General features: G+C 73.1%; 23 protein-coding genes. 14 read left to right on the forward strand and 9 right to left on the reverse strand.

What is annotated here, in order from left to right:
- Positions 1–27: 27 nt before the first annotated feature.
- The 11 genes from acsA (at position 28) to ACRWNP_RS13640 (ending at position 11,595) form a co-directional block, all read left to right on the forward strand.
- A complete protein-coding gene (gene acsA, locus ACRWNP_RS13590) occupies positions 28–1,824 on the forward strand; it encodes an acetate--CoA ligase (RefSeq protein WP_431961426.1) in 1,797 nt (598 codons plus the stop codon).
- On the forward strand, positions 1,821–2,855 hold the full coding sequence (gene pdhA, locus ACRWNP_RS13595; RefSeq protein WP_431961427.1) for a pyruvate dehydrogenase (acetyl-transferring) E1 component subunit alpha: 1,035 nt from the start codon (positions 1,821–1,823) through the stop codon (positions 2,853–2,855). The genes acsA and pdhA overlap by 4 nt, the downstream gene beginning before the upstream one ends.
- The gene (locus ACRWNP_RS13600; protein WP_431961428.1) at positions 2,852–3,844 is read left to right on the forward strand and encodes an alpha-ketoacid dehydrogenase subunit beta; all 993 of its coding nucleotides are present in this window, start codon (positions 2,852–2,854) and stop codon (positions 3,842–3,844) included. Before pdhA ends, ACRWNP_RS13600 begins: the two co-directional genes overlap by 4 nt.
- A 1-nt stretch (position 3,845) precedes the next feature.
- Positions 3,846–5,189: a dihydrolipoamide acetyltransferase family protein gene (locus ACRWNP_RS13605; RefSeq protein ID WP_431961429.1), complete on the forward strand. Its 1,344-nt coding sequence runs from the start codon at positions 3,846–3,848 to the stop codon at positions 5,187–5,189.
- Complete coding sequence (locus ACRWNP_RS13610) at positions 5,186–5,431, forward strand: acyl carrier protein (protein ID WP_431961430.1); 246 nt, start codon at positions 5,186–5,188, stop codon at positions 5,429–5,431. Before ACRWNP_RS13605 ends, ACRWNP_RS13610 begins: the two co-directional genes overlap by 4 nt.
- A 62-nt stretch (positions 5,432–5,493) precedes the next feature.
- The gene (locus tag ACRWNP_RS13615) at positions 5,494–6,480 is read left to right on the forward strand and encodes an Acg family FMN-binding oxidoreductase (RefSeq protein ID WP_431961431.1); all 987 of its coding nucleotides are present in this window, start codon (positions 5,494–5,496) and stop codon (positions 6,478–6,480) included.
- Positions 6,481–6,667: 187 nt separating this feature from the next.
- Positions 6,668–7,546 (forward strand): universal stress protein, encoded by an 879-nt coding sequence (locus ACRWNP_RS13620; RefSeq protein ID WP_431961432.1) that lies wholly within the window; start codon positions 6,668–6,670, stop codon positions 7,544–7,546.
- A gap of 109 nt (positions 7,547–7,655) precedes the next feature.
- Complete coding sequence (locus ACRWNP_RS13625; RefSeq protein ID WP_431961543.1) at positions 7,656–9,143, forward strand: AAA family ATPase; 1,488 nt, start codon at positions 7,656–7,658, stop codon at positions 9,141–9,143.
- A gap of 130 nt (positions 9,144–9,273) precedes the next feature.
- The gene (locus ACRWNP_RS13630) at positions 9,274–9,744 is read left to right on the forward strand and encodes an Hsp20/alpha crystallin family protein (protein ID WP_431961433.1); all 471 of its coding nucleotides are present in this window, start codon (positions 9,274–9,276) and stop codon (positions 9,742–9,744) included.
- 18 nt (positions 9,745–9,762) lie between these two features.
- A complete protein-coding gene (locus tag ACRWNP_RS13635; protein WP_431961434.1) occupies positions 9,763–10,662 on the forward strand; it encodes a universal stress protein in 900 nt (299 codons plus the stop codon).
- A gap of 54 nt (positions 10,663–10,716) precedes the next feature.
- Complete coding sequence (locus tag ACRWNP_RS13640; RefSeq protein WP_431961435.1) at positions 10,717–11,595, forward strand: universal stress protein; 879 nt, start codon at positions 10,717–10,719, stop codon at positions 11,593–11,595.
- A gap of 29 nt (positions 11,596–11,624) precedes the next feature.
- Here ACRWNP_RS13640 and ACRWNP_RS13645 read toward each other — a convergent pair whose 3' ends face one another.
- From ACRWNP_RS13645 to ACRWNP_RS13685, 9 genes are read right to left on the reverse strand one after another with little or no spacing between them, the layout of a single operon-like run.
- Complete coding sequence (locus ACRWNP_RS13645; protein ID WP_431961436.1) at positions 11,625–12,272, reverse strand: V-type ATP synthase subunit D; 648 nt, start codon at positions 12,270–12,272, stop codon at positions 11,625–11,627.
- Positions 12,269–13,660, reverse strand: coding sequence for a V-type ATP synthase subunit B (locus tag ACRWNP_RS13650; RefSeq protein ID WP_431961437.1), 1,392 nt, complete (start codon positions 13,658–13,660; stop codon positions 12,269–12,271). The genes ACRWNP_RS13645 and ACRWNP_RS13650 overlap by 4 nt, the downstream gene beginning before the upstream one ends.
- Positions 13,657–15,402 (reverse strand): V-type ATP synthase subunit A, encoded by a 1,746-nt coding sequence (locus tag ACRWNP_RS13655; protein WP_431961438.1) that lies wholly within the window; start codon positions 15,400–15,402, stop codon positions 13,657–13,659. The genes ACRWNP_RS13650 and ACRWNP_RS13655 overlap by 4 nt, the downstream gene beginning before the upstream one ends.
- Entirely contained in the window at positions 15,390–15,893 is a 504-nt protein-coding gene (locus ACRWNP_RS13660; RefSeq protein WP_431961439.1) for a V-type ATP synthase subunit E family protein, read from the reverse strand. The genes ACRWNP_RS13655 and ACRWNP_RS13660 overlap by 13 nt, the downstream gene beginning before the upstream one ends.
- The gene (locus tag ACRWNP_RS13665) at positions 15,890–16,111 is read right to left on the reverse strand and encodes a hypothetical protein (RefSeq protein WP_431961440.1); all 222 of its coding nucleotides are present in this window, start codon (positions 16,109–16,111) and stop codon (positions 15,890–15,892) included. Before ACRWNP_RS13665 ends, ACRWNP_RS13660 begins: the two co-directional genes overlap by 4 nt.
- Positions 16,112–16,113: 2 nt before the next feature.
- Positions 16,114–16,536, reverse strand: a complete 423-nt coding sequence (locus ACRWNP_RS13670) for an ATP synthase subunit C (RefSeq protein ID WP_431961441.1) — start codon at positions 16,534–16,536, stop codon at positions 16,114–16,116.
- A complete protein-coding gene (locus ACRWNP_RS13675) occupies positions 16,533–17,939 on the reverse strand; it encodes a V-type ATPase 116kDa subunit family protein (RefSeq protein ID WP_431961442.1) in 1,407 nt (468 codons plus the stop codon). The genes ACRWNP_RS13670 and ACRWNP_RS13675 overlap by 4 nt, the downstream gene beginning before the upstream one ends.
- Positions 17,926–18,852, reverse strand: coding sequence for a hypothetical protein (locus tag ACRWNP_RS13680; RefSeq protein ID WP_431961443.1), 927 nt, complete (start codon positions 18,850–18,852; stop codon positions 17,926–17,928). Before ACRWNP_RS13680 ends, ACRWNP_RS13675 begins: the two co-directional genes overlap by 14 nt.
- Entirely contained in the window at positions 18,849–19,295 is a 447-nt protein-coding gene (locus ACRWNP_RS13685) for a hypothetical protein (RefSeq protein ID WP_431961444.1), read from the reverse strand. The genes ACRWNP_RS13680 and ACRWNP_RS13685 overlap by 4 nt, the downstream gene beginning before the upstream one ends.
- A 298-nt stretch (positions 19,296–19,593) precedes the next feature.
- On the opposite strand from ACRWNP_RS13685, the gene ACRWNP_RS13690 reads away from it, so the two are divergent.
- The 3 genes from ACRWNP_RS13690 (at position 19,594) to ACRWNP_RS13700 (ending at position 21,923) form a co-directional block, all read left to right on the forward strand.
- On the forward strand, positions 19,594–21,102 hold the full coding sequence (locus ACRWNP_RS13690) for an AAA family ATPase (RefSeq protein WP_431961445.1): 1,509 nt from the start codon (positions 19,594–19,596) through the stop codon (positions 21,100–21,102).
- Between the two features lie 49 nt (positions 21,103–21,151).
- Positions 21,152–21,433 (forward strand): dsRBD fold-containing protein, encoded by a 282-nt coding sequence (locus ACRWNP_RS13695; protein ID WP_431961447.1) that lies wholly within the window; start codon positions 21,152–21,154, stop codon positions 21,431–21,433.
- Positions 21,434–21,563: 130 nt separating this feature from the next.
- Complete coding sequence (locus ACRWNP_RS13700) at positions 21,564–21,923, forward strand: universal stress protein (protein ID WP_431961448.1); 360 nt, start codon at positions 21,564–21,566, stop codon at positions 21,921–21,923.
- The last annotated feature ends 22 nt before the right edge of the window (positions 21,924–21,945 follow it).

Below are 21,945 nucleotides of genomic sequence, written 5' to 3' on the forward strand. Positions count from 1 at the left end.
GCGGCCAGGCCATGGAGGGAGTGTCCTGTGGCATGGGAGACGATCCGTAAGGACCCGCATCCGCGCGTGACGCCCAATCTGACCGACTACGAGCAGGCCTGCCGGGATTTCTCGTGGCGGTGGGCGCGTGCTGCCCTGGCAGGCCTGCCGGACGGCCGCGGCCTGAACATCGCCCACGAGGCCGTGGACCGGCACGCGGGAGGAAGCTCCGGTAGCCGGACCGCGCTGCGCTGCGTGGCCCGCGACGGCACCACGACGTCCGTTTCCTACGCTGAACTCGCCCGCGCCTCCTCGCGGTTCGCCCACGTCCTGCGGGCTCTCGGCACAGGACGCGGTGACCGCGTCTTCACCTTGCTCGGCCGCTGTCCCGAGCTCTACGTCGCCGTGCTGGGCACGCTGAAGAACACCAGCGTGCTGTGTCCGCTCTTCCCCGCCTTCGGCCCGGATCCGGTGGCTCAGCGGCTGCGGCTCGGCGACGCGCGCGTCCTGGTCACCACGGAAGCGCTCTACCGCCGCAAGGTCGCCGGCCGGCGCGACGAACTGCCCGGTCTGGAACACGTGCTGCTGACCGGGCCACGCCCGGCGCAGCCGCTGCCCGGCACCGGCTCGTTCGACGACCTCATGGCCGCCGCCGCCGACGACTTCACCATTCCTCCCACGGATCCGCAGGACATGGCCCTGCTCCACTTCACGAGCGGCACCACGGGCACGCCCAAGGGTGCGGTGCATGTGCACGAGGCCGTCGTCGCCCACCATGCCTCCGCGCGCTACGCCCTGGACCTCCACCCCGAGGACGTGTACTGGTGCACCGCCGACCCCGGCTGGGTCACCGGCATGTCGTACGGCGTCATCGCCCCCCTCGTCCACGGGGTGCCCGTGGTGGTCGACGAGGGTGACTACGACGCGCGGCGCTGGTTCCGGATCCTCGCCGAGGAGAAGGTGACGGTCTGGTACACCGCCCCCACCGCCGTGCGGATGCTCATGCGGGGCACGTCGCTGCACGGCGCCGGTGAGATGGCCCGTGCGTACGACCTGTCCGCGTTGCGCTTCATCGCCTCGGTCGGGGAGCCCCTCAATCCGGAGGCAGTGCTCTGGGGCCAGGAGGCGCTCGGTCTGCCGATCCACGACAACTGGTGGCAGACCGAGACCGGAGCCATCATGATCGCCAACTTCGCGGGTACCGAGATCCGCCCCGGTTCCATGGGCCGCCCGCTGCCGGGCGTCGAGGCGGCGGTCCTGGAACGCGGCGAGGACGGCCGGGCCCGGGTGACCGACGGCCGCGTCACCGTCGTACGCGAACCAGGGACGGAGGGGGAACTCGCGCTGCGGCCCGGCTGGCCCTCGATGTTCCGGGGCTACCTGCACGACAAAGCACGCTACGACGCCGCCTTCGCCGACGGCTGGTACCTCACCGGGGACGTGGCTCGGCAGGACACCGACGGTTGGTACTGGTTCGTCGGACGCGCCGACGACATGATCAAATCGGCCGGTCATCTCATCGGACCGTTCGAGGTGGAAAGCGCGCTCATGGAGCACCCGGCGGTCGCGGAGGCCGGCGTCATCGGCCGGCCCGACACGGTGGCCGGGGCCGTCGTGAAGGCGTTCGTCTCCCTGCGGCCCGGCCACCGACCGGACGAGGCCCTGCGGCGGGAACTGCTGGCCTTCTCCCGGCGCCGGCTGGGCCCGGCCGTGGCCCCCCGCGAGATCGCGTTCGATCAGGACCTTCCCAGGACCCGCAGCGGCAAGGTCATGCGCCGCCTTCTGCGGGCCCGCGAACTGGGACTGCCCGAGGGGGACACCTCGACACTGGAGGGATCATCGTGACCGCCGCCGCGCGCCCCCCGCGGACGCATCCCCGCAAGGCCACGCCCAGGAGCACGCCCGACCGCGACGCGCTGATCGCGATGCTGCGCATCCGCCGCTTCGAGGAGCGCTGTGTGGAGCTGTACAGCGCTGCGAAGATCCGGGGCTTCGTCCACCTGTACATCGGCGAGGAAGCCGTGGCCGTCGGCGTCTGCGCCGCCCTGACGCCCGAGGACGCCGTGGTGTCCACCTACCGCGAGCACGGGCACGCCCTGGCGCGCGGGATCCCGGCGGAGTCGGTCATGGCGGAGATGTACGGCAAGGTGACCGGTTGCAGTCGTGGACACGGCGGGTCGATGCACCTGTTCGACGCGGCGCACCGGTTCTACGGGGGCAACGCCATCGTCGGGGGTGGCCTGCCGCTGGCCGCGGGCCTCGCACTCGCCGACCGCATGTGCGACCGACCCCGGGTGACGTGCTGCTTCTTCGGTGACGGGGCCATGGCCGAGGGCGAGTTCCACGAGACCGCCAACCTCGCGGCGCTGTGGGACCTGCCCTTGCTGCTGGTGTGCGAGAACAACCAGTACGCCATGGGCACGGCTCTGCCCAGGGAGCACGCCCAGACGGACCTGGCGATGCGCGCGGCCTCCTACGGCATGGCCGCGTGGGCGGTGGACGGCATGGACGTCCACGCCGTCGCGAGCGCGACCCGCCGGGCGGTCGAGGGCCTCCGGGCGGGCAACGGGCCCCACTTCCTGGAGTTGCGCACCTACCGCTTCCGCGCCCATTCCATGTACGACCCCGACCGCTACCGCGACAAGGCCGAGATCGAGCGGTGGAAGGAACGCGATCCGATCGGCCTCCTCCTCGGGCGGATGCGCGCCGCGGGAGAGCCCGTCGACAGGGAACTCCCCGGTATCGAGCAGCGGATCGGCGAGGAGATCGACGCGGCCGTCGAGGCAGCCGAGCGGGCTCCGGCCGAACCGGTCGAGGCACTCTTGCGCCAGGTGACGAGCCCGCCCCAGGAGAGGGGGGAGGCGAGCGCGCCGTGAGCGACCCCGGGAACGGTACGAAGACCACGTACCGCGAGGCACTGCGCGAAGCACTGCGCGAGGCCCTGCGCGAGGACGACCGCGTGTTCCTGATGGGTGAGGACGTGGGCCGGTACGGAGGCTGCTTCGGCGTGAGCCTGGGTCTGCTGGAGGAGTTCGGGCCGGAGCGCATCCGCGACACCCCCCTGTCGGAGTCCGCCTTCGTGGGAGCGGGCATCGGCGCCGCCCTGGCCGGCATGCGGCCGATCGTGGAGATCATGACGGTCAACTTCAGCCTGCTCGCCCTGGACCAGATCCTCAACACCGCCGCCACCATGCTGCACATGTCCGGCGGGCAGTTCTCCGTGCCGCTGGTCATCCGCATGACCACCGGCGCCGGGCGTCAACTGGCCGCCCAGCACTCGCACAGCCTCGAAGGGTGGTACGCCCACATCCCCGGCATCCGCGTGCTCGCCCCGGCCACGCTGGAGGACGCGCGCGGCATGCTGGCCCCGGCGCTCGCGGACCCCGACCCGGTGCTGATCTTCGAGCACGGCTCCCTGTACAACGCCTCCGGCGACCTCCGTCCGGACTCTCCTCCCGTAGGGCTGGACGACGCCGCCATCCGGCGCGCGGGCGACGACCTCTCCGTCATCGCCTACGGCGGGTCGCTGCCGAAGGCCCTCGCCGCGGCGGACGAACTGGCCGGCGAGGGCATCAGCGCCGAAGTCGTCGACCTTCGCACCCTCCGTCCCCTGGACGACACCGCCCTGACCGGTTCCGTGACCAGGACCCATCGGGCAGTGGTCGTCGACGAAGGCTGGCGCAGCGGAAGCCTCGCCGCCGAGGTCTCCGCGCGCCTCGCCGAGCAGGTCTTCTACGAACTCGACGCGCCGGTGGAGCGCGTGTGCAGCGCGGAGGTTCCCATGCCCTACGCGCGGCGGCTGGAAGAGGCGGCGCTTCCCCAGGTCGGCGACATCGTCGCCGCGGCGCACCGGGTGGTCGGCTGACATGCCCGAATTCACGATGCCGTCACTGGGCGCCGACATGGACGAGGGTCTGGTGCAGGAGTGGCTCGTACGACCGGGTCAGCACGTCGACAAGGGTGACGTCGTGGCGGTGATCGAGACCGCGAAGTCCACCATCGAGGCGGAGTGTTTCCACTCCGGGACCGTCGAACGACTCCTCGTCGAACCCGGGACGACGGTTCCCGTCGGCACTGCGCTGGCGGTCATCGGCGCCGACCGGCCGCAACGGCGGACGGCACGGCAACCGCGATCCGCCCGGCCGTCACAACCGCCTCCTGCCGAACCGGCTCCGGCCGGCCGGCCCCACGGGACACCGCGCACTCCCCCGGAGAGGCCGGAGGGGGTCGGCGAACCCGCGGCCACGCCTCTGGTCCGCGCACTCGCCCGCGAGAAGGGCCTGGACCTGGCCCGGTTGCACGGCAGCGGACCGGGTGGCCGCGTCACCAAGGCCGACGTCGAGCACGCGGCCCCGCACCCCGCACCCCGCGTACACGCCTCCCCGCTTGCCCGCCGCCTCGCCGGGGAACTGAAGGTACCTCTCGAAGACGTCCCCGGAACCGGCAGGAACGGCGTGGTGCGCGCCTCGGACGTGCGCAAGGCAGCCGGGACCCCGACGCCCCGACCGGAGCCACACGCGGACCGGGCCCAGCGACGACCAGACCGTCCAGCCACCATGCGCCGCACCACCGGCGACCTCATGGCCCGCTCCAAGCGGGAGATCCCGCACTACTACCTGTCCACGAGCATCGACCTCGCCGGCGCCCTGGGCTGGATGCGGGAGCAGAACCGGAACCGACCTGCCTCCCGGCGGCTGGTACCGGCGGCACTGCTGCTGAAGGCAGCGGCCACGGCCGCCCATCGGGTCCCGGAACTCAACGGCTTCTGGCAGGAGGGCACCTTCGTGCCTGGTTCCGGCGTCCACCTCGGTGTGGCGATATCGCTGCGCGGCGGTGGCCTGCTGGTCCCGGCGCTGCACGACGCGGACACCCTGCCCCTGGCCGATCTCATGGCCGCGCTCAAGGACCTGGTGGACCGGGCGCGCGCCGGAAGACTGCGCGCCTCGGAAACCACCGGGGCGACCATCACCGTCACCAACCTCGGGGATCAAGGGGTGGAGTCCGTCTTCGGAGTGATCTATCCGCCGCAGGTGGCCCTGGTGGGCTTCGGAGCGGTCGTCGAGCGGCCCTGCGCCGTCGACGGGCTCATCGGCGTACGGCCCACCGTGACGGCCACCCTCTCGGCCGACCACCGGGCCACCGACGGAGCCATCGGCGGCCGCTACCTGACGACGGTGGACCGTCTGCTGCAACGACCGGAGGAACTGTGAACCGAACCGAAGCCATGGACACCGTCAAGGAATCCATCGCACGGATCGTGCCGGACGCCGACTTCACCGACCTCGGACCGGACGACAGTTTCCGGGAGGTCCTGGAACTCGACTCCCTGGACTTCCTCGGGTTCGTCGAGACCCTCGTGGAGCGGACCGGCGTCGACATCGACGAGGACGACTACCCCGCGCTCACCACGCTCTCGGACAGCGCCGACTTCCTCGTCGCGCACACGGCGTGACGTCCCGGCAGCGTCGACCCGCGGGCGTGGAAGCCGGGCAGGCAACGGAAGGAGATGGTCAGGTGCCCGGGCACGCAATCGACACGAGCACCGCGTCGGCCCTCGTGGAGGCCGCCGTCGCTGCACCGTCCATGCACAACGCCCAGCCGTGGAGGTTCCGCTTCCTGCCGGCGGAAGGCGCGCTGCACCTACGTGCCGACCCCGCGCGGCGGATGCCCCTCGCGGACCCCGACGACCGCGGGCTCCACCTGGGGTGCGGGGCCGCCCTGTGCAACCTGCGGACCGCAGCCGCCCATGCGGGCTTGGAAGCGACCGTCACGCTGCTTCCCGACCCCCGGGACCGGGGACTCCTCGCGGCGGTGCGCCTGTCCGGCACGGATCACCCGGACCCCGGACTCGCGCGGTTGTATCCCGCGGTACATCGCCGGCACACCAGCCGCTCCCCGTTCGAGGCGAGAGAGGTCCCACCCGCGGTCCGCGCGACGCTGCAGGAAGCGGCCCGTCAGGAGGACGCGCAGCTGGTCTTCCCCGGTGACTGGCACGCACGGGAGCTGCTGGAGCTGGTCCACGACGCGGAAGGGCGCGACGCGACCGACCCCGGGCGCCTGAAGGAACTCGAACACTGGACCCGCAGGGGCACCGAGGCGCAGACGGCCACCGACGGCGTGCCGGAGTACGCGTTCGGCCCCGGCGAGCGGCACGGACACACCCCGGTCCGGGACTTCGCCGGAAGGCGGCCCGTCCCCGGGCGCGAGGCGGTGGCCTTCGAGGACACGCCGCACCTCGCGCTGCTCTGCACCACCGGTGACGGACCGGCCGACTGGCTGCGCGCGGGGCAGGCAATGGAACGCGTCCTGCTCACGGCCACCCTGAGCGGCCTGTCCACCGCGCTCACCTCCCAGGCACTTGAATGGTCCGACCTGCGCTGGGCCGTACGCGACCCTCGTTCACCGGTCGGCCACCCCCAGATGGTGCTGCGCCTGGGATACGGACCCGAGTGCGCCGCCACGCCACGCCGGCCCGTGGCCGACGTGCTCGACATCGGGTGAACCGGCCCCGCCCGCGCGGGCGTCGGCGGCACCTCCGCGGCCCCGTCCGGGTGCGCTCGACAAGGCCATGCGGTAGTCCTCGAACGTGGCACCGCACGGCCCGGGTGCCAGGAGGAGATACGGCCGTCAGTCCCGTGCGCCGCGCCCGAGCCGCGACACGGGGTACTCACGGAAGGGAGGCAGCACGATGGATCCGGTCGTCACGGTGGGTCTCGACGGCTCGCCCGAGAGCCTCGCCGCCGCTCGCTGGGCGGCCGGGCAAGCCGAACGGCGCAGGCTCACCCTGCGGCTGCTGCACGCCTGGCCCATGCTCGCGCCGGAACCGACGCGTCTGCCGGCGGAAGTCGACCAGAACTACTGGGCGAAACGGCTGGTCCACAACGCGCGCGCCGAGTTGCAGGACCGTCATCCCGGTCTCGTGATCGTCGGCAACCTGGTCGCCGACGACGCCGAGCACGCCCTGCTCCAGGCGGCGTCGGAGTCCGAGATGGTCGTCCTCGGCTCCCGCGGCCTGGAGCCGGTCGCCAGCTACTTCCTCGGCGACATCGGCATGCCCGTCGTCTCACGTGCCGCGTGCCCTGTCGTCCTGGTGCGCGCGGGAAGTCCCGGCACCGAGCAGGAGCCGCCCGCACACGACCTGGGAGGGGTGGTGGTCGTCGCGCTGAAACTGCACGGCCCCTGCGACGACCTGCTGGAGTTCGCCTTCATGAGCGCCGCGGCGCTGGGCGCGCCGCTTCGCGCGGTCCACGGCCGAAGCCTGCCTCTGCACGCGCGCGTCCCCTGGGGGGTGGACCACGATCTCACCCAGGGGATGCGCAAGGACGCGCACGCGGATCTGCTCAAGGTGCTCCGTCCGTGGCAGGAGAAGTTCCCGCAGGTGGTCGCGGCTGACACCGTGCTTCTGGAGAGCCCGGCCAGTGCCGTCCTCAAGGCGGCGACCGACGCCGCGCTGCTGGTCGTCGGCCGGCGCGAGCACCGGCCCGCCCTCGCGCCGCACCTGGGTGGGGTGGCATCGGCCGCCGTCCACCACGCTCGCTGCCCGGTGGCGGTCGTCCCGCATGACTGAGGAGGGCCGGGGCAACGATGTGACGGCGCCACCGCCGCAGACCGATGCGTCCGTCGCGCCGCCCGGACGGGACCCCGGAACGGCCGGACCGTCACTTGCGCGTGCGGAGATCTGCGAGACCCACACCGCAGTGCTGATCTTCCTCGGCGACCACGCCTACAAGATCAAGAAGCCCGTCGACCTGACGTTCCTCGACTACACCTCGGTGGCGGCCCGCCGCGCCGCCTGCGAGCGCGAGGTCACCCTCAACCGGCGTTTCGCGCCGGACGTCTACCTGGGTGTGGGAGAGCTGCGCAGCCCGGACACCGACGCGCCGGAGCCCGTGGTCGTGATGCGGCGCCTGCCGGCGGACCGCCGCCTGTCCCGCCTCGTCCGCGACGGAGTCGCCGTCGACGACGTCCTGCGCGCCGTCGCACGGCTGCTCGCCGCACGGCACGCCGACGCGCCCCGCAGCAGCGAGATCGACGAGCAGGGCACCCGGGACGCGCTGGCCGGGCGCTGGTCGGCGAGCTTCGCCCAGGTCCGGGACCTGGCCGGCGACCACCGCTTCGACCGCGGCGTCAGTGACGACCTGGACGAGGCCGAGCGACTCGTCGGGCGCTATCTCGGAGGCCGTAAGCCGCTGTTCGACGCCCGCATCGAGCAGGGCCGCATCGTCGACGGCCACGGCGACCTGCTCACCGACGACGTCTTCTGCCTCGACGACGGTCCCCGCGTCCTGGACTGCCTCGAGTTCGACGACCACTTGCGCTTCGTCGACGGTCTGGACGACGCCGCGTTCCTCGCCATGGACCTGGAACAGCTCGGCGCCCCGGAGGCCGCCTCGTTCTTCCTCAGCCGCTACAGCGAGTACTCGGGGGACCCCGCACCGCGATCCCTGTGGCACCACTATGTCGCCTACCGCGCCTTCGTCCGCGCCAAGGTCTCCCTGGTCCAGGCGACGCAGGGCGCGACCGACGGCGCCACCGCGTACCGGCGGCTGCTCACGGCGACACTGCGCCACCTGCGCACCTCCGCTGTCGGCCTCACCGTCGTCGGCGGCCTGCCCGGCAGCGGCAAGTCGACTCTCGCCGGAGCGCTGGCCGACCGGCTCGGTCTCACCCTGCTCAGCAGCGACCGCCTCCGCAAGGAGCTGGCCGGCATCCCGGTGGAGCAATCCGCGGCGGCCGACTACCTCCAGGGCCTGTACACCCCGGAGTGGACCGGCAGGACGTACGAGCGGCTCCTCGACCGCGCGTCCGCCCTTCTGTCCCACGGCGAGTCCGTGGTCCTGGACGCCACCTGGTCGGATCCAGGACAGCGTGAGGCGGCGCTGCGGACGGCCGAACACGCGGGCGCCGACCTGATCGCCCTGCACTGCGCGGTTCCCGACGAGTTGTCCGCAGCACGGTTGCGTGCCCGCGGCCCCGGCGCATCGGACGCCGACCCGGCCATCGCCCGGGCGCTGGCAGCAGCGGAACCGCCGTGGGAGGAGGCCGTAGCGGTCGACACCAGCGGATCTCTGGAATCCGCGGTGGCGCAGGCACTGGGCGCCATGCGCCCGAAGGGCACGGCCCAGGCCCCGCCCTTCCGCCGGCCGTACATGGAACCTGGCTGAGCGGGACACCAGGCGGCCCCGCCGACCGGCCGTGCCTCGTCCGGGGGACCGCCCCGGCTGGCTGCGCCCGACGAGCCGGGCGCAGTATGGAAACAAGGCCATTGCCGTCCGATCACGGAGGTGAACCGCGATGACCCTGCCCGCCCACCACAGGCCCGGCCGGCTCATGGAAAGGTTTCCCGCCCTTGGCTGGGGCGAGCCCATGGCGTCCGAGTTCGACGAACTCTTCAGCCGGATGAACGAGCTGCTGGCCTCGGCTGCCGCGGCTCCCGCGGGCGCCTGGTCGCCCCTGGCGGACATGCACGAGACCGACGACGCCTATGTGATCGAGGCCGAGCTGCCCGGCATCAAGTGCGAGGACATCGACGTCGAGATGGACGACCAGCACCTGCGCATCACCGGCGAGTACAAGGAACGCGAACGCGAAGGCGTCCTGCGCCGCAGCACCCGGCGGACGGGACACTTCGAGTACCGCGCCCTGCTGCCCACCGGCGTCAACGCCGAGGAAGTCAAGGCCCAGTTGTCCGACGGCGTCCTGACCGTCACCGTTCCCAAGGCCCAGAGCGCCAAGCCCCGGCACGTCGAGATCACCGAGAGCTGACGGGCAGCCGACCGCATCATGTCCGGTACATGGGGACCCCGGCCCGTCGTGGTCGGTGTCGACCCGGACCCGGCAAAACGCAACGCGCTGACCTGGGCCGCGGACGAGGCCGCGCTGAGGAATCTCCCGCTCACTCTGGTCCACGCCCAGGGAGTGCCGACGGGCGGCTACACCTCGGGGGAGGTCCTTCCTTCCTGGGAGCGCTGGAACGCTGCCCTGCACGTGGAGGGCGAGCGGCTGCTCGAACAAGCGGTCGCGTACGTCGGTTCCCGGCAGCCCCGCGTGGTGGTCACCACGCAACTGATGGAAGGTCATCCGGCCTGGGCGGTACGGGAGATGGCACCGGGGGCCGCCATGGTGGTCCTCGGGTCGTGGCGCCTCGGCGTCGTGCGGGAGTTGTTCACTTCGGCCTCCGTGGCACTGCCGGTCATCGCTCATGCCCCGTGCCCCGTCGTCGTGGTGCCGGAACCGGAGGAACCGGAGGTACCCGACGAGCGGTCCCCCTACCTGGTGGTGGGTGTCGACGGACACCCGCGTTCCGCCGCGGCCGTCGACCTCGCGTTCCAGGAGGCCGCGCTGCACGGGGCGGCCCTGCGCGCCCTGTACGTGTGGCACCCGCCGTTGCCGGGCGTCCTGGACGAGGAGGCCGCCGAGCGGGAATGCCGCCGTCTGCTGTCGGAGTCGGTGGCGGGGCACCGCGCCGCGTACCCCGAGGTGGACCTCACTCAGGAGGTCGTACGGGGTCACCCGGTGGGGGCGTTGGCCCAGGCGTCCGACCGGGCGTGTGCGCTCGTCGTGGGAACGCGGGGGCAAGGCGGCTTCAGCGGCTTGCTTCTGGGGTCGGTGAGCCAGGGCGTCCTCCATCACGCGCGTTGTCCCGTCATCACCGTCCCGCCGTCGGGCACGGCGGCCGCCTAGCGGCCCTGTCGGCCGCCCGGGCTGCCGGCCCCCTGTACGTACAGGAGATCCCTCATGGACGAGCGTTCCCGGCCGCCCGTTCCCGATGGCCCGGTCGTCGTCGGCACCGACGGCTCCGCCGTCGCCACCCGCGCGGTGCTGTGGGCGGCCGAGGAGGCCGCCGCGCGTGGCCGGCCCTTGCAGATCCTTTGCGCCACGCACGTCGATCTGCTCCCCGACGAACTCACGGAGGACGTCATACGTCCCATCCTGGAGACGGCGGCGGACAGGGCGGACACGGCCGCCAGGAAGGCGACCGACCGCGTTCCGGGGCTGAAGGTGACGACGTCCATAAGCCGCGGCGATCCGGCGGAGAGCCTGGTCGAAGCCGCCGGGGCGAGGGGAACCGTCGTCGTGGGGTCCCGCGGGCTCGGCGGCTTCTCGTCGCTGCTGCTCGGCTCGGTCGGACGCCAGGTGACCAGGTGGGCCACCGGACCGGTCGTGGTGGTGCGCGGGGAACCGAGGACACCGGCACGGACGGTCCTGGCCGGTGCCCGGGATGCCCGCGACATCCTCCCGGTGCGTTTCGCCGCGCTGTACGCCCAGCGGCGCGATGCCGCCTTGAGGGTGCTCGGCGCATGGACGCTGACGCACCATCTGGAGAGCATGGCACCCATGGCGGCGTCCGTCCGGGCCGTGGCCGAGCGGCAGGCCGACCACGCCGCACCCCTCGTGGCCGCCGTGCGTGAGGAGTATCCGAACGTGAGGGTCGCGCAAGAAGTGGTCCAGGTCCCGTCGGCCGCGGGCGCCCTGGTTGCGGAGTCCACGCACGTCGATCTGCTGGTGCTCGGGAGCCGTGCTGCCACCGGGCCCTTCTCGGCCCCGGTGGGGCGGGTCGCCCAGGCGGTACTGGAACACGCGGCGTGTCCCGTGGCGCTGGTGCCGCGCGGGTGACACACCGTACGAGCCATGGGCCGCCGCCCTCACCCCCGGCCCGCGGTACCCCCGCCGCCGTGCCCCCGCCATGCGTGTGCCCGGCGCAGCCGCACCGCGTCCTCGTGCTCGGCCTGTTCCAGGACGCGCTCGACTCGGTCCAGTTCGCGCTGGAGCCGCGGAATCCAGTGACGACGCAGCACACGCACTCGACGCTGTGTGCGACTCATCTCGGCTTCCACGATGCGCACCGCCGCCTGGGCCGCCGCATACGAGGCCGCTGATCTCACCACCTCCCGGTAGACGGCCTCGGCGCGCACCAGGGCCGTATTGCCGGGAGCCGCCGTGTCCGGCGCGCGCGGCGGGACCTGGACCGCGGCGGAGGCAGGCCGGCGTACCCCGAGGGACGTGGTCCACTGCACCGCGACGACGGCGGGGCCGCCCGCACCCGCGGCGGCCGCGGTCAGGGCATGTTCGCCGCCGAGCAGCACCCCGCGCAGCAGCCAGGTCTCGGCGTCGGCGACGCGGGCCCGCCAGCCTGCCGCGCAGTCCCGCTGCACACGGGTCAGGGCGCTGTGCTCCCTCTGCAGGAGATGGAGCTTGCGGTCGAGGAGATGCGCACCGTGGGAGGCGACGTGCAGGCTGCGCCGCAGCCGCAGGCGTGCCGCTCGTCCCGGTGCGCAGTGGCCGCCGTTCACCTGGGGCGCTCCGTGTGCCAGCCGTGAGCCTGGCGCAGCTTTGGTGGGAGCACCGTCAACTGCTCGGGCCCGAGGGCGAGCAGCACGTCCCAGGCGCGTTCGAGAGTTTCGTCGAGCGTCACCGCCTCGTCGGGGCGCTGGTCGACGAATCGGCGCAGGAAGGCTTCCTCGAAGTCCACGTAGCGGTGGTCCGCCGGGCTGAGCGCGCCGAGTCCCACCAGTTCCGCCAGTTCCCGAACCTGGCGGGCGCGGGCCAGGGCGGCCAGGAGCTGGGCGGCCACCTGCAGGTGATCCGGCCGGGTGCGGCCGGGACCGGCACCCTTGCGCATCAGGCGGGACAGGGATGCCAGCGCGTCCACGGGCGGATAGACACCTTGTGCCGCGGCATCGCGGGAGAGCACGATCTGCCCCTCGGTGATGTATCCCGTCAGATCGGGAACCGGATGGGTGATGTCCCCCGCGGGCATGGTCAGCATGGGCAGTACGGTCACGGAGCCGGGGCGGTCTTTCAGCCGTCCGCAGCGCTCGTACAGCGACGCGAGGTCGCTGTAGAGGTATCCGGGGTAGGCGCGGCGGCCGGGTACCTCTCCGCGGGCCGCGGACACTTCGCGCAGCGCCTCGGCGTAACTGGTCATGTCCGTCATGACGACGAGGACGTGCCGGCCCATGGCGAACGCCAGGTGCTCGGCGACGGTCAGGGCGACACGCGGGGTCAGGAGGCGTTCGATCACCGGCTCGTCGGCGGTGTTCACCAGCAGCACGAGTTCACCGCCGGCCGACCGTTCCTCCAGCGCCTCCCTGACGAACCAGGCGTCGGCGTGGGTCAGGCCCATGCCGGCGAAGACCACGCTGAACGGCTCGCCACCAACGGTGGCCTGGGCGGCCATCTGCACCGCGAGTTCCAGATGCCGCAGCCCCGCGACGGAGAACACGGGCAGTTTCTGGCCACGGACCAAAGTGGTGAGCCCGTCCACGACCGCCACACCCGTGAGCACCGGTTCCGCGGGTGGCCGGCGGCGCGCCGGATTGATCGGGTCGCCGGCCACGGCCGCCTGCTCCGCCGCGGTGACCGGCGGACCGCCGTCGGCAGGCTCGCCGCGGCCATTGCACACCCGGCCGAGCCACCCGGGCCCCACCGGGATGTGCAGAGGGCGGCCGGTGAAGGCCACGCGCAGCCGCCGCGGGTCCATTCCGGCCGTGTCCTCCAGGACCTGGACCACCGCGAGGTCCCGGTCCGCCTCCAGGACGAGTCCGTGCCGCCGCTCCCCCGTGCCGAGGGTGATGACCGCGAACTCGTCCCATCCGACGCCCTCGGTTCCCTCGACGACCAGGAGCGGTCCGCGCACGTCGCGGACGTCCGTGTACTCCACCTCGCCCCGTGCCGTCATGGCACGGCTTCTCGCAGCGCGTCGAGTGCCCGCAGCGTCGCGTCGCGCCGGCGCTCCACTTCTGCGGCGTCATGGGGTCCGGCTGTCTCACGGGCACGCAGCAGCGGCCCGAAGTCCGTCTGCTCGACGGCCTCGGGGCTTCCTCCGGCGGCGACGATCTCGCGGCACCGGTCGGTGACGGCCAGCACGGCACCGGCCAGCGCGGCCGTCTTCTCCGGGCCGCTGTAGGCGTCCCGTGCCGACAACGCGTTCTGCTGGAGCAGTCCTTCGCGCACGAGGCGGCCCGCGAGCACGCTCATCCGCTCCTGTGCCGGGAGCGCGGTGATGCCCACGAGGTCGACCAGGGACGCGAGGCGGTCGGCCTCCGCGAGCAAGGCGCCGACACGCCGGCGATGGCCGGCCGCGTCCCCCGCCGCCGGCCCTACGGTCAGCGCCGACGCGTCCCTGGAGAACGATCCCGCCCAGGAGACGGCGGGATAGTGACGCGCGTAGGCCAGGTCGCGGTCGAGCGCCCACAGGCAACGGACGAAGCGCTCCGTGTGCGCGGTGACCGGTTCGGCCGTGTCGCCCCCGGGCGGCGAGACCGCGCCAATGACGGTCACGGAGCCCTGCCCGCCACCGAGCGTGGTCACCGCGCCTCCGCGTTCGTAGAAGGCGGCGATGCTGGAGGCCAGACGCGCCGGATAGCCCTCCTCGGCGGGGAGTTCTCCCGAGCGTGAGGCGAACTCCCGTAGCGCCTCGGCCCACCGCGAGGTGGAGTCGGCGATGACCACCACGTCCAGGTCCATGTCCCGGAAGTACTCGGCCACCGTCATGCCGGTGTGGACACCGGCCTCGCGGGCCATCATCGGCATGTCGGAGGTGTTGGCGACGGTGACCGTGCGATCCGCCAGCTTCCCGCCGGTACGGGGATCCTCCAGTTCGGCCAGCTCCTCGATGACGTCGGCCATCTCGTTGCCGCGCTCGCCACAGCCGATGTAGACGATCACGTCGGCGTCAGACCATTTGGCGACCTGTTGCAGCAACATGGTCTTGCCGGTTCCGAACCCACCGGGTACGGCCGAGGTACTGCCTCGGGCGATGGGGAACAGCAGGTCGATGACGCGCTGGCCGGTGGTGAGGGGTTGCCACGGGATCCGTCGCGCGCGTACCGGACGCGGACGCCTCACGGGCCACGAACTGGTCATCGCGATCCTGGTTCCCGCCACGACGGCTACCGCCGCATCGCCCTCACGGTCCCCGGCGGGCGCGATCCACTCCACGTCGCCGGTGACGCCGGGAGGCACCAGGACGCGCAAGGCCACCGGCCCCGCCGTCCGCACCTCCCCGATGGCCTCGCCCTCACGGACCCGCTGTCCCGGGCGGGCACCGGGGACGAAGCGCCCGTCGCCCTCCCGGCCCGTGGCCTCCACGGCCGCACCCGGCCGGATACGGTCGCCGATCCCGGTCAGCGGGCGCAGCAGACCGTCGAAGATCCCGCCGAGCAGCCCCGGCCCCAGGCGTGCGCAGAGCGGGTGTCCCGCCCCGCGGGCGGGGTGCCCCGGGGCGAGACCGCCGGTGTACTCGTAGGCCTGGACGGTGACCACCCCCGCCTCGATGCCCACGACCTCACCGTGCAACCCTGCGCCGCCGAGGAGAACCAGGTCGTGCATCGCGATGCCGCCGCTGTACTCGATCTCGACGAGCGGTCCGGTGACGCGCAGCACGCGACCGGACGGGCCGCCGGGGCTCAGGGCGTCCACAGGCTCTCCAGCAGGCAGCCCGCGCCGTCCACCACCCGCAGCGCTGCCGACTGCAGGGTGAGGTCGGCGCGGCGTCCCGGCACCCGGGCCACCACGCCTCCTGTGGGATGCTCCCGGACATCGGCGTCGGGTCCGAGCAGGGCCCGGGCCCGCCGGGTGAGTGCGTCGAGGAGGCGGGGATAGTCCGGTCCCTCGCGGAGCGTCAGGACCCGCTCGGCGACCTGGCGGCGCAGTTCGCGGTAGGCCCTGGCCTGTACGTCGAGCCGATTGGCGCGTTGCTGCCGGTGTGCCGCCGTGATCGCGGCGGCACGGGCTCTCGCAGCCTCGGCCTCGGCATCGCGGCGGCCCTTGGCCATGATCGCCCGGGCGAGGTCATCGGCCTCGGCCAAGGTCGCCTCGGCGTCGCTGTCGGCCCTCGCGAGGAGCTCGTCGGCTTCCGCCTGTGCACGACGCAGCAAGCTGTCCCGTACGGGCTGCAACGAGTCCGTCATGGCGGCATCACCGCCGTCAAGGGGTGGCCGCGCGACAGCCGCTCGGATCCCAGGACCGCAGCCGCCGCCGGGCTGAGGATCACGAGATCGACGTCCGCCGGCAGGGCCTGCCAGGCTTCGTGGACGGCCTGCGCGCCCTCGGCGACGATGACGTCGACCCCGGCCAGGGCCAGACCTGCGACTCGGGGCTGTTCTCCGACGGCGGCGACGCGTCCCATCGTCAGGCCTTCCCGATCAGGAGGATCGCGACGACGAGACCGTAGATGGCGATCCCCTCGGCCAGTCCCACGACGACGACGGCCCGGCCGAACAGCTCGGGGCGTTCGCTCAGCGCGGCGAGGGCGGCCGCTCCGGTGTAGGCGACGGCGATGGCCGCCCCGATGGAGGCTCCGGCGACGGCGATGGCCGCGCCGATGAGGGCAGCCGTGTTGCTGCCGGACGACGCGACGGCCGTCTGCGTGCCGCTGGCGGCGGCGGGCGTGTCGGTGAGCGCGACCGCCACCAGGGCGACGGCCCCGGCCAGCAGCAGCAGGTTCATCACGGTGATCACCCGCAGCACCGCGCGTCCCCTGCGGCGCAGGGCCCGGTGCGTGAGGATGAAGGCCGCCACGACGGCGGGCAGGGCGATGAGCCAGGCGATCACGGTGGCGTCTCCTTGCGCTGAACGGGTGGGTGCCAGGGCTCGAAGGGGTGGCCCTCGCCCTCGAAGACCCGTGAGAACAGCTCGTAGAATTCCAGCCTCAGCGCCTGGACCCCGGCCACCAGGGCTTCCAGGGCGAAGGCGACCGCGGTACCGACGAAGAACAGGGCGACGGCCGCGACGATGCCGGGTGCGCCGTGGGCCGCGAGCGCGCGCGTGCCCTGCCACACGACGGTGGCGAGTGCCGCGTGCGTCAGCCCGAACGCCGCCAGACGGGCGAAGGAGAAGACGTTGGCGCCGATGCGGATGACACCGTCGACGAGCTGGATCCCGGCCTGGAGCACTCCGGATGCGCCTCCGGCGGTCGACGCGTACAGCCCGGTCCCGGCGAGGACCAGTCCCGCGGTCGCCGTCGAGCCACCGATCGCCCACCAGCTGGTGCGGCCGAGGGCGAGGCCGGCACCGGCGCAGACCAGCCCGGTGAACAGCACGGCGCCTGCGATCCCCGACAGGGCGTACAGGGCCGTCGTGCCTCCCCCCTCTCTCCACCGGTTGACCGCTCCGGCCACGTAGGACAGGACGAGCAGGACGCCGCCGAGGACAAGGGTGGAAAGCAGCATCCGCATCGGCTCCCGCAGGGGATCGAGCCACAGCACGGGCAGTACGCCGGTGGGACCGAAGAATTCGCCGTAGGCGGCCCCGGCCAGGACGCCGGCCGCGCCGGCCGCGGCGACGAACGGCCAGAGATGGCGCCACTTCGCCAGCGGGCCGGGCTTTCCCCGCCGGAGGAGAAGAGCCCCCAGGACGAGCAGGCCCCCATATCCGACGTCGCCGAACATCACGCCGAACAGGACGACGTAGACGACCCCGGCGAGCACCGTGAGGTCCAGGTTCCGGTAGGGCACGGTCCCGTAGACCCGGATCAACGGGGCGAAGGAACCTCGTAGGGAGCCGGCGCCCCGCAGGAGGGTCGGCGGCTCGGATCCCGGGGGCAGGGGCAGCGCCACCAGTGATCCCCCGCAGGCGGCCAGGCGGTCGGCCGCGGCCGCCATCCGGTCGCGTGGGCACCACCCCGCCAGGGCCGCGACCTCGGCACGCCGTACGGCGCTGTCCATCCGCTCCTCCATTTCACGCTCGCCGGTCAGCAGGTCGATGCGGTGGTCGCGTTCGAGGATGTCGAGGTCGGGCGGGCTCTCGGCCAGCACCGGCGACACGTGGGCGCCCCGCACAGCGCCAAGACGATGGGCGGCGGGACCGGGGGTGACGTGCGCGGGGTCGTCGATCAGGTCGATCTGCACACAGCCGCTCTCGGCGACCCGGATCAGGGTCTCGCGCAGGTTGTCGTAGGGAGCCACCACCGCCACCCGCTGCATACGCACGGGAAGTGCCCGCTCAGTCCACCGCATCGAAGGCCTCCGGATCGCCACCGCCACGGGCGGCCAGCTCCAGCGCGGCCCGGACCCGCCAGGCGTTCACGGACAGGAGGGCGACCGCGCCGAGGACCGGGGCGAAGCCGAGGTCCGCCCGCCGGAGCATTCCCCGCCCGTCCCGCTCGACCTTGTCCCACCAGCGCAACTCCGCCTTCCACAGCTCACCGGGTTCCTCGATGCCGCTGACGACCCACCGCGCGTCGGCGGGGAGGCAGCGGACGAAGTCGTCGTAGCCGAGCGCCCGCACGGCTGCCGGCCCGATGGTCCGCGCCGCGCGCCGCGCCGAGGGCCCCGGCAGTTCCCTGCCCATGAGGTAGGTCTCGCGTGCCACCAGCAGAGCCATCCGGCCGGAAGCCCAGGCCGCGGCGCCGGGGACCGCGGTTGCGGTGCGCTGTGCGGCGGACACCCGCAGGCCGATCGCGAGCGCGGCCGCGGTGGGGGCGCCTGGGTCGCCCCATGCGGACGCGGCGAGCGCGGACCGCAACCCGTCAAGTGACGTCGTCGCCGAGATCCGGCGCCACGCCGTGTTCAGCGTGCCGAGCCGGTAGGGCGGGTAGGAGGGGACTCCGGCGTGCAGGGCCCGGGCGTGTGCCTCGACGCATGCGATCTCGAAACCCGACGCCAGCAGGCGGACCGCGGCGGCGCCGGAGCGCGACTGCCAGCCGGCCAGCACGCGCAGATGCCACAGCAGGGTGGCCGCGACGGACCGCTGCGCTTCGGCGAGGCCCGCCGCCGGGGCCAGGTCGTGGCGGTAGGGGGTGGCCGTCAGACGGGCCAAGGCCTCGCGCAGCGTGGCGGCGCCCGCCACGCCGGCGACGGCGGCCGGTGCCAGGCATCGCGAGAGCATCGACCGGGCGCGCACCGTGCCCGCCACTTGCACGGCACTCATGGATCCCGCGCCTCCAGCCCGCTCAGGAGCGCTTCAGCGGTGTCGGCGGCCAGCCGGTCGACAAGCCCGGGCATGCGGCGCTCAACGCGGGAGCGCAATTCGCCCAGCTCCCGCTCGGCGCAGCCGCGCATCCGCGCCAGCTCGGCCTGCGTCGCGGATCGCTCCCCGTCCCTGACGCGAGCCGATTCGTCCTCCGCCCGGTCGTGCGCGGCCCGGACGATCTCAGCGGCCCGGCGACGAGCTGCCTCGCGACGTCGTGCGGCCTCACGGTTCGCCGCTTCGACCATCGTCCGGGCCCGTGCCCCGGCGGAGTCCAGGGCGGCGAGCGCGGGCTCCAGTTCGTCCGCGAGCTCGGCGCTGCGGTCGGCGGGCACCCCTCCGGCGGCAGCGGCACCCGGCAGGCCGGTCGGCCGGAAGCGCATCAGGAAATCGCGGAATGCCACCACACGATGCTCCTCGCGTTCCCACGGTTCCCCCTTTCTCCACTGTCCCCGTCGACGGCGGCCGGCGCCTGTTCAAGCAGGGGCGGCGGGCGGCCTCCGTCCCTTTCCCCTCGCGGCCCGGCGGCCGGTGCACGAATTGCGACCGCGCGCGGCGGCGACCACGATGAGGGCAGGGCGTGCACTCGCAGCCCGGGGTTCTCGCGACGGCCGGGGTTCCGACCGCCTCACAGCTGCCGTCGTCCCCCCGGCCCGTCGGTCGTCCGCGGCCGGGCGCGTCCTTCGTGGAGGGGAGTGACCGGTGCCATCACTTGGTGCGGCGGCCCGTCCCGCACGACCGGAGAAGATCTTCGACCGGGAGTCCGAGTGGGCTGCCCTCGCCGACTTCGCCCGCGACCCGAGGCCCGGACCCGCACTCGGCGTCGTGACGGGCCGGCCGCGACAGGGTACGTCCTTCCTGCTCGAGTCCCTGGCGAAGTCCATGGGCGGCTTCTACTTCTGCGGTCAGGACGAGTCGGTGGCTCAGACCCTGCAGCGTCTCGGCGACCAGTTGGACCGCCATATGGGCAAGTCCGCGACCCGCGATCCACACAGCTGGAAGGACGCCGTCGAGGCGCTGCTGGCTCTCGGGGAAGACCGCCCCATGCCGGTGGTCGTCGACGGGGTCCCGGGTCTCGTGGAGCAAAGTCCGTCCCTGCCCGCGGTTCTCCACCGGGCGCTCCGCGACGCCGAGGAGAGCCCCCGGCCGCCCCGCACTCGTCTGTTCCTGTGCGGGAACTCCACACCGGTCATGCGCAGGCTCTTCGGGGCTCCGTCACCGCTGCGTGATCATGTCCGGCTGGAACTCGTCGTGCCGTCCCTGGACTTCCGGCAGGCCGCGCGCTTTTGGGGCATTGACGATCCCCGGCTGGCGATGCTGGTGCACGCGGTCGTGGGCGGGACACCGGCCTACCGGGGTGATTTCGTCTGCGGCGACGTACCGGCCGGACTGGACGACTTCGACGACTGGGTGTGCAGGACCGTCCTCAATCCGCGACGCCCGCTGTTCCGGGAGGCCGGTCACCTGGTGGAGGAGGCGACGGACCACCGGGAGCGGGCCCTGTGCCATTCCGTGCTCACCGCGATCGCCTCGGGCCACGTCACCGCCGGCGACGTGGCCGACCATCTGGAGCGGCCCCTCACCGACGTCTCCCACGCCCTTGCCGCCCTGCGCGACCACGGCGTGCTCGAGGAGAGCCGGGACATCCTCCGCGCCGGCGCCGGCCGGTTCCGGATCGTCGAGCCCCTGCTCGCCTTCGACCACGCGATCGTCCGTCCCCACGATTCGGTCCTCGAACGGGAACCCGCCGCCACGGTGTGGCAGCGGGTCCGCGGCACGTTCCACTCGGAGACCGCCGCACGTCACTTCGCGGACGTCTGCCGCGAATGGGCCGAGCGGTTCGCCGCCGCCCCGACCTTCGGCGCGCCGACGACCTCCGACGCGGTGGTCACCGCGGTGTCGTCCGGCTCCCTTCCGGTCCCGGGACGGAGCACCGGCATCGAGGTGGACGTGGGCGTCCGCGGCCGGGTGGGCAACCGTCCGGGGGTCTTGCTGTCAGTCGGCACGGCCCGCTGGAACGGGGTCATGGGGCTGGAGCACTTGGAGCGGCTCCACCACGTGCTGTCCGACCTGTCCGAGCGGGGAGAGGACGTGAGCCACGCCGGGCCCGTCTGCTACGGCGGGGCGGGTTTCAGTGCCGGCCTCCACCAGGCCGAGCTGCGCGGGAGGGTCGTCCTCGTCGGCCTCGAGCGTCTGTATCAGGGTGAGTAGAGCACGGACCCGGTCAGCGTCCGGCAGGAAGCAGCTCAGGAGTGATCTCATGGAAGCGAAGCAGTGGAGCGTTCAGATCTACATCACCGAGCACGGTGACGAGACGCACGCCCGTGCCGTCCTGACGACCCGGGACACCTCGAACGTCGCCGGCACGGGTGTGGCTCGACGTACGTCTGCCGACGCCGTCCCAGAGATCGGTGACGAACTCGCCGCCGGCCGGGCCCTGGAGGACCTGGGCCGCCGGGTGCAGGCCGCGGCCGCCGACGACGCACGTGGCGGCTCGGCCCAGTGGCAGGCCCGGCAAGGTGCCACGGCCGAGGGCGGATAGCGCTCGGCCGACGGCCCCTCTGGCGCCCTTCCCGCCAGGGCGCTTGCGGACGGCCGCGTGCTGCTGGGACTACGAAGCGACGCGGACGCCGAGGCGGCCGCTTTCACCTTCGACGAGGCCCGACGCCGCCATGTCCCGCTGGCGGTGCTGCGCGCCTGGACCTACCGGCCGGTCCACCGCCAGGCCCGGTCATCCGGCCGGGGCGGCGACGGGCTTCGCCGAGCGCGCACGCGCCGAGCAGGCCGTGCCGGTCAACGCGGTGGCCCAGTCGCGCGCGGAAAACCGCGAGGTGGCTGCGGACATCGAGACGGTGTGCGACGGCGCGGCACGTGCGCTGGTCGCGGCGACCGGGGACGCCGGTCTCATCGTGGCGGCCGCGCACCGCCGCCCCGGCAGGATCGGCATGCGGCTGGGGCCGGTCACCGACGCCCTACCGCACCACGCCCGTTGCCCAGTGGCGGTCGTCCCCGTTCGGGTACCCGGACGGTGATGGGGGCCAGGCCGGGCCCCCG

Source organism: Actinacidiphila sp. bgisy160 (genome assembly GCF_965342435.1).
Classification (GTDB): Bacteria; Actinomycetota; Actinomycetes; order Streptomycetales; family Streptomycetaceae; genus Actinacidiphila.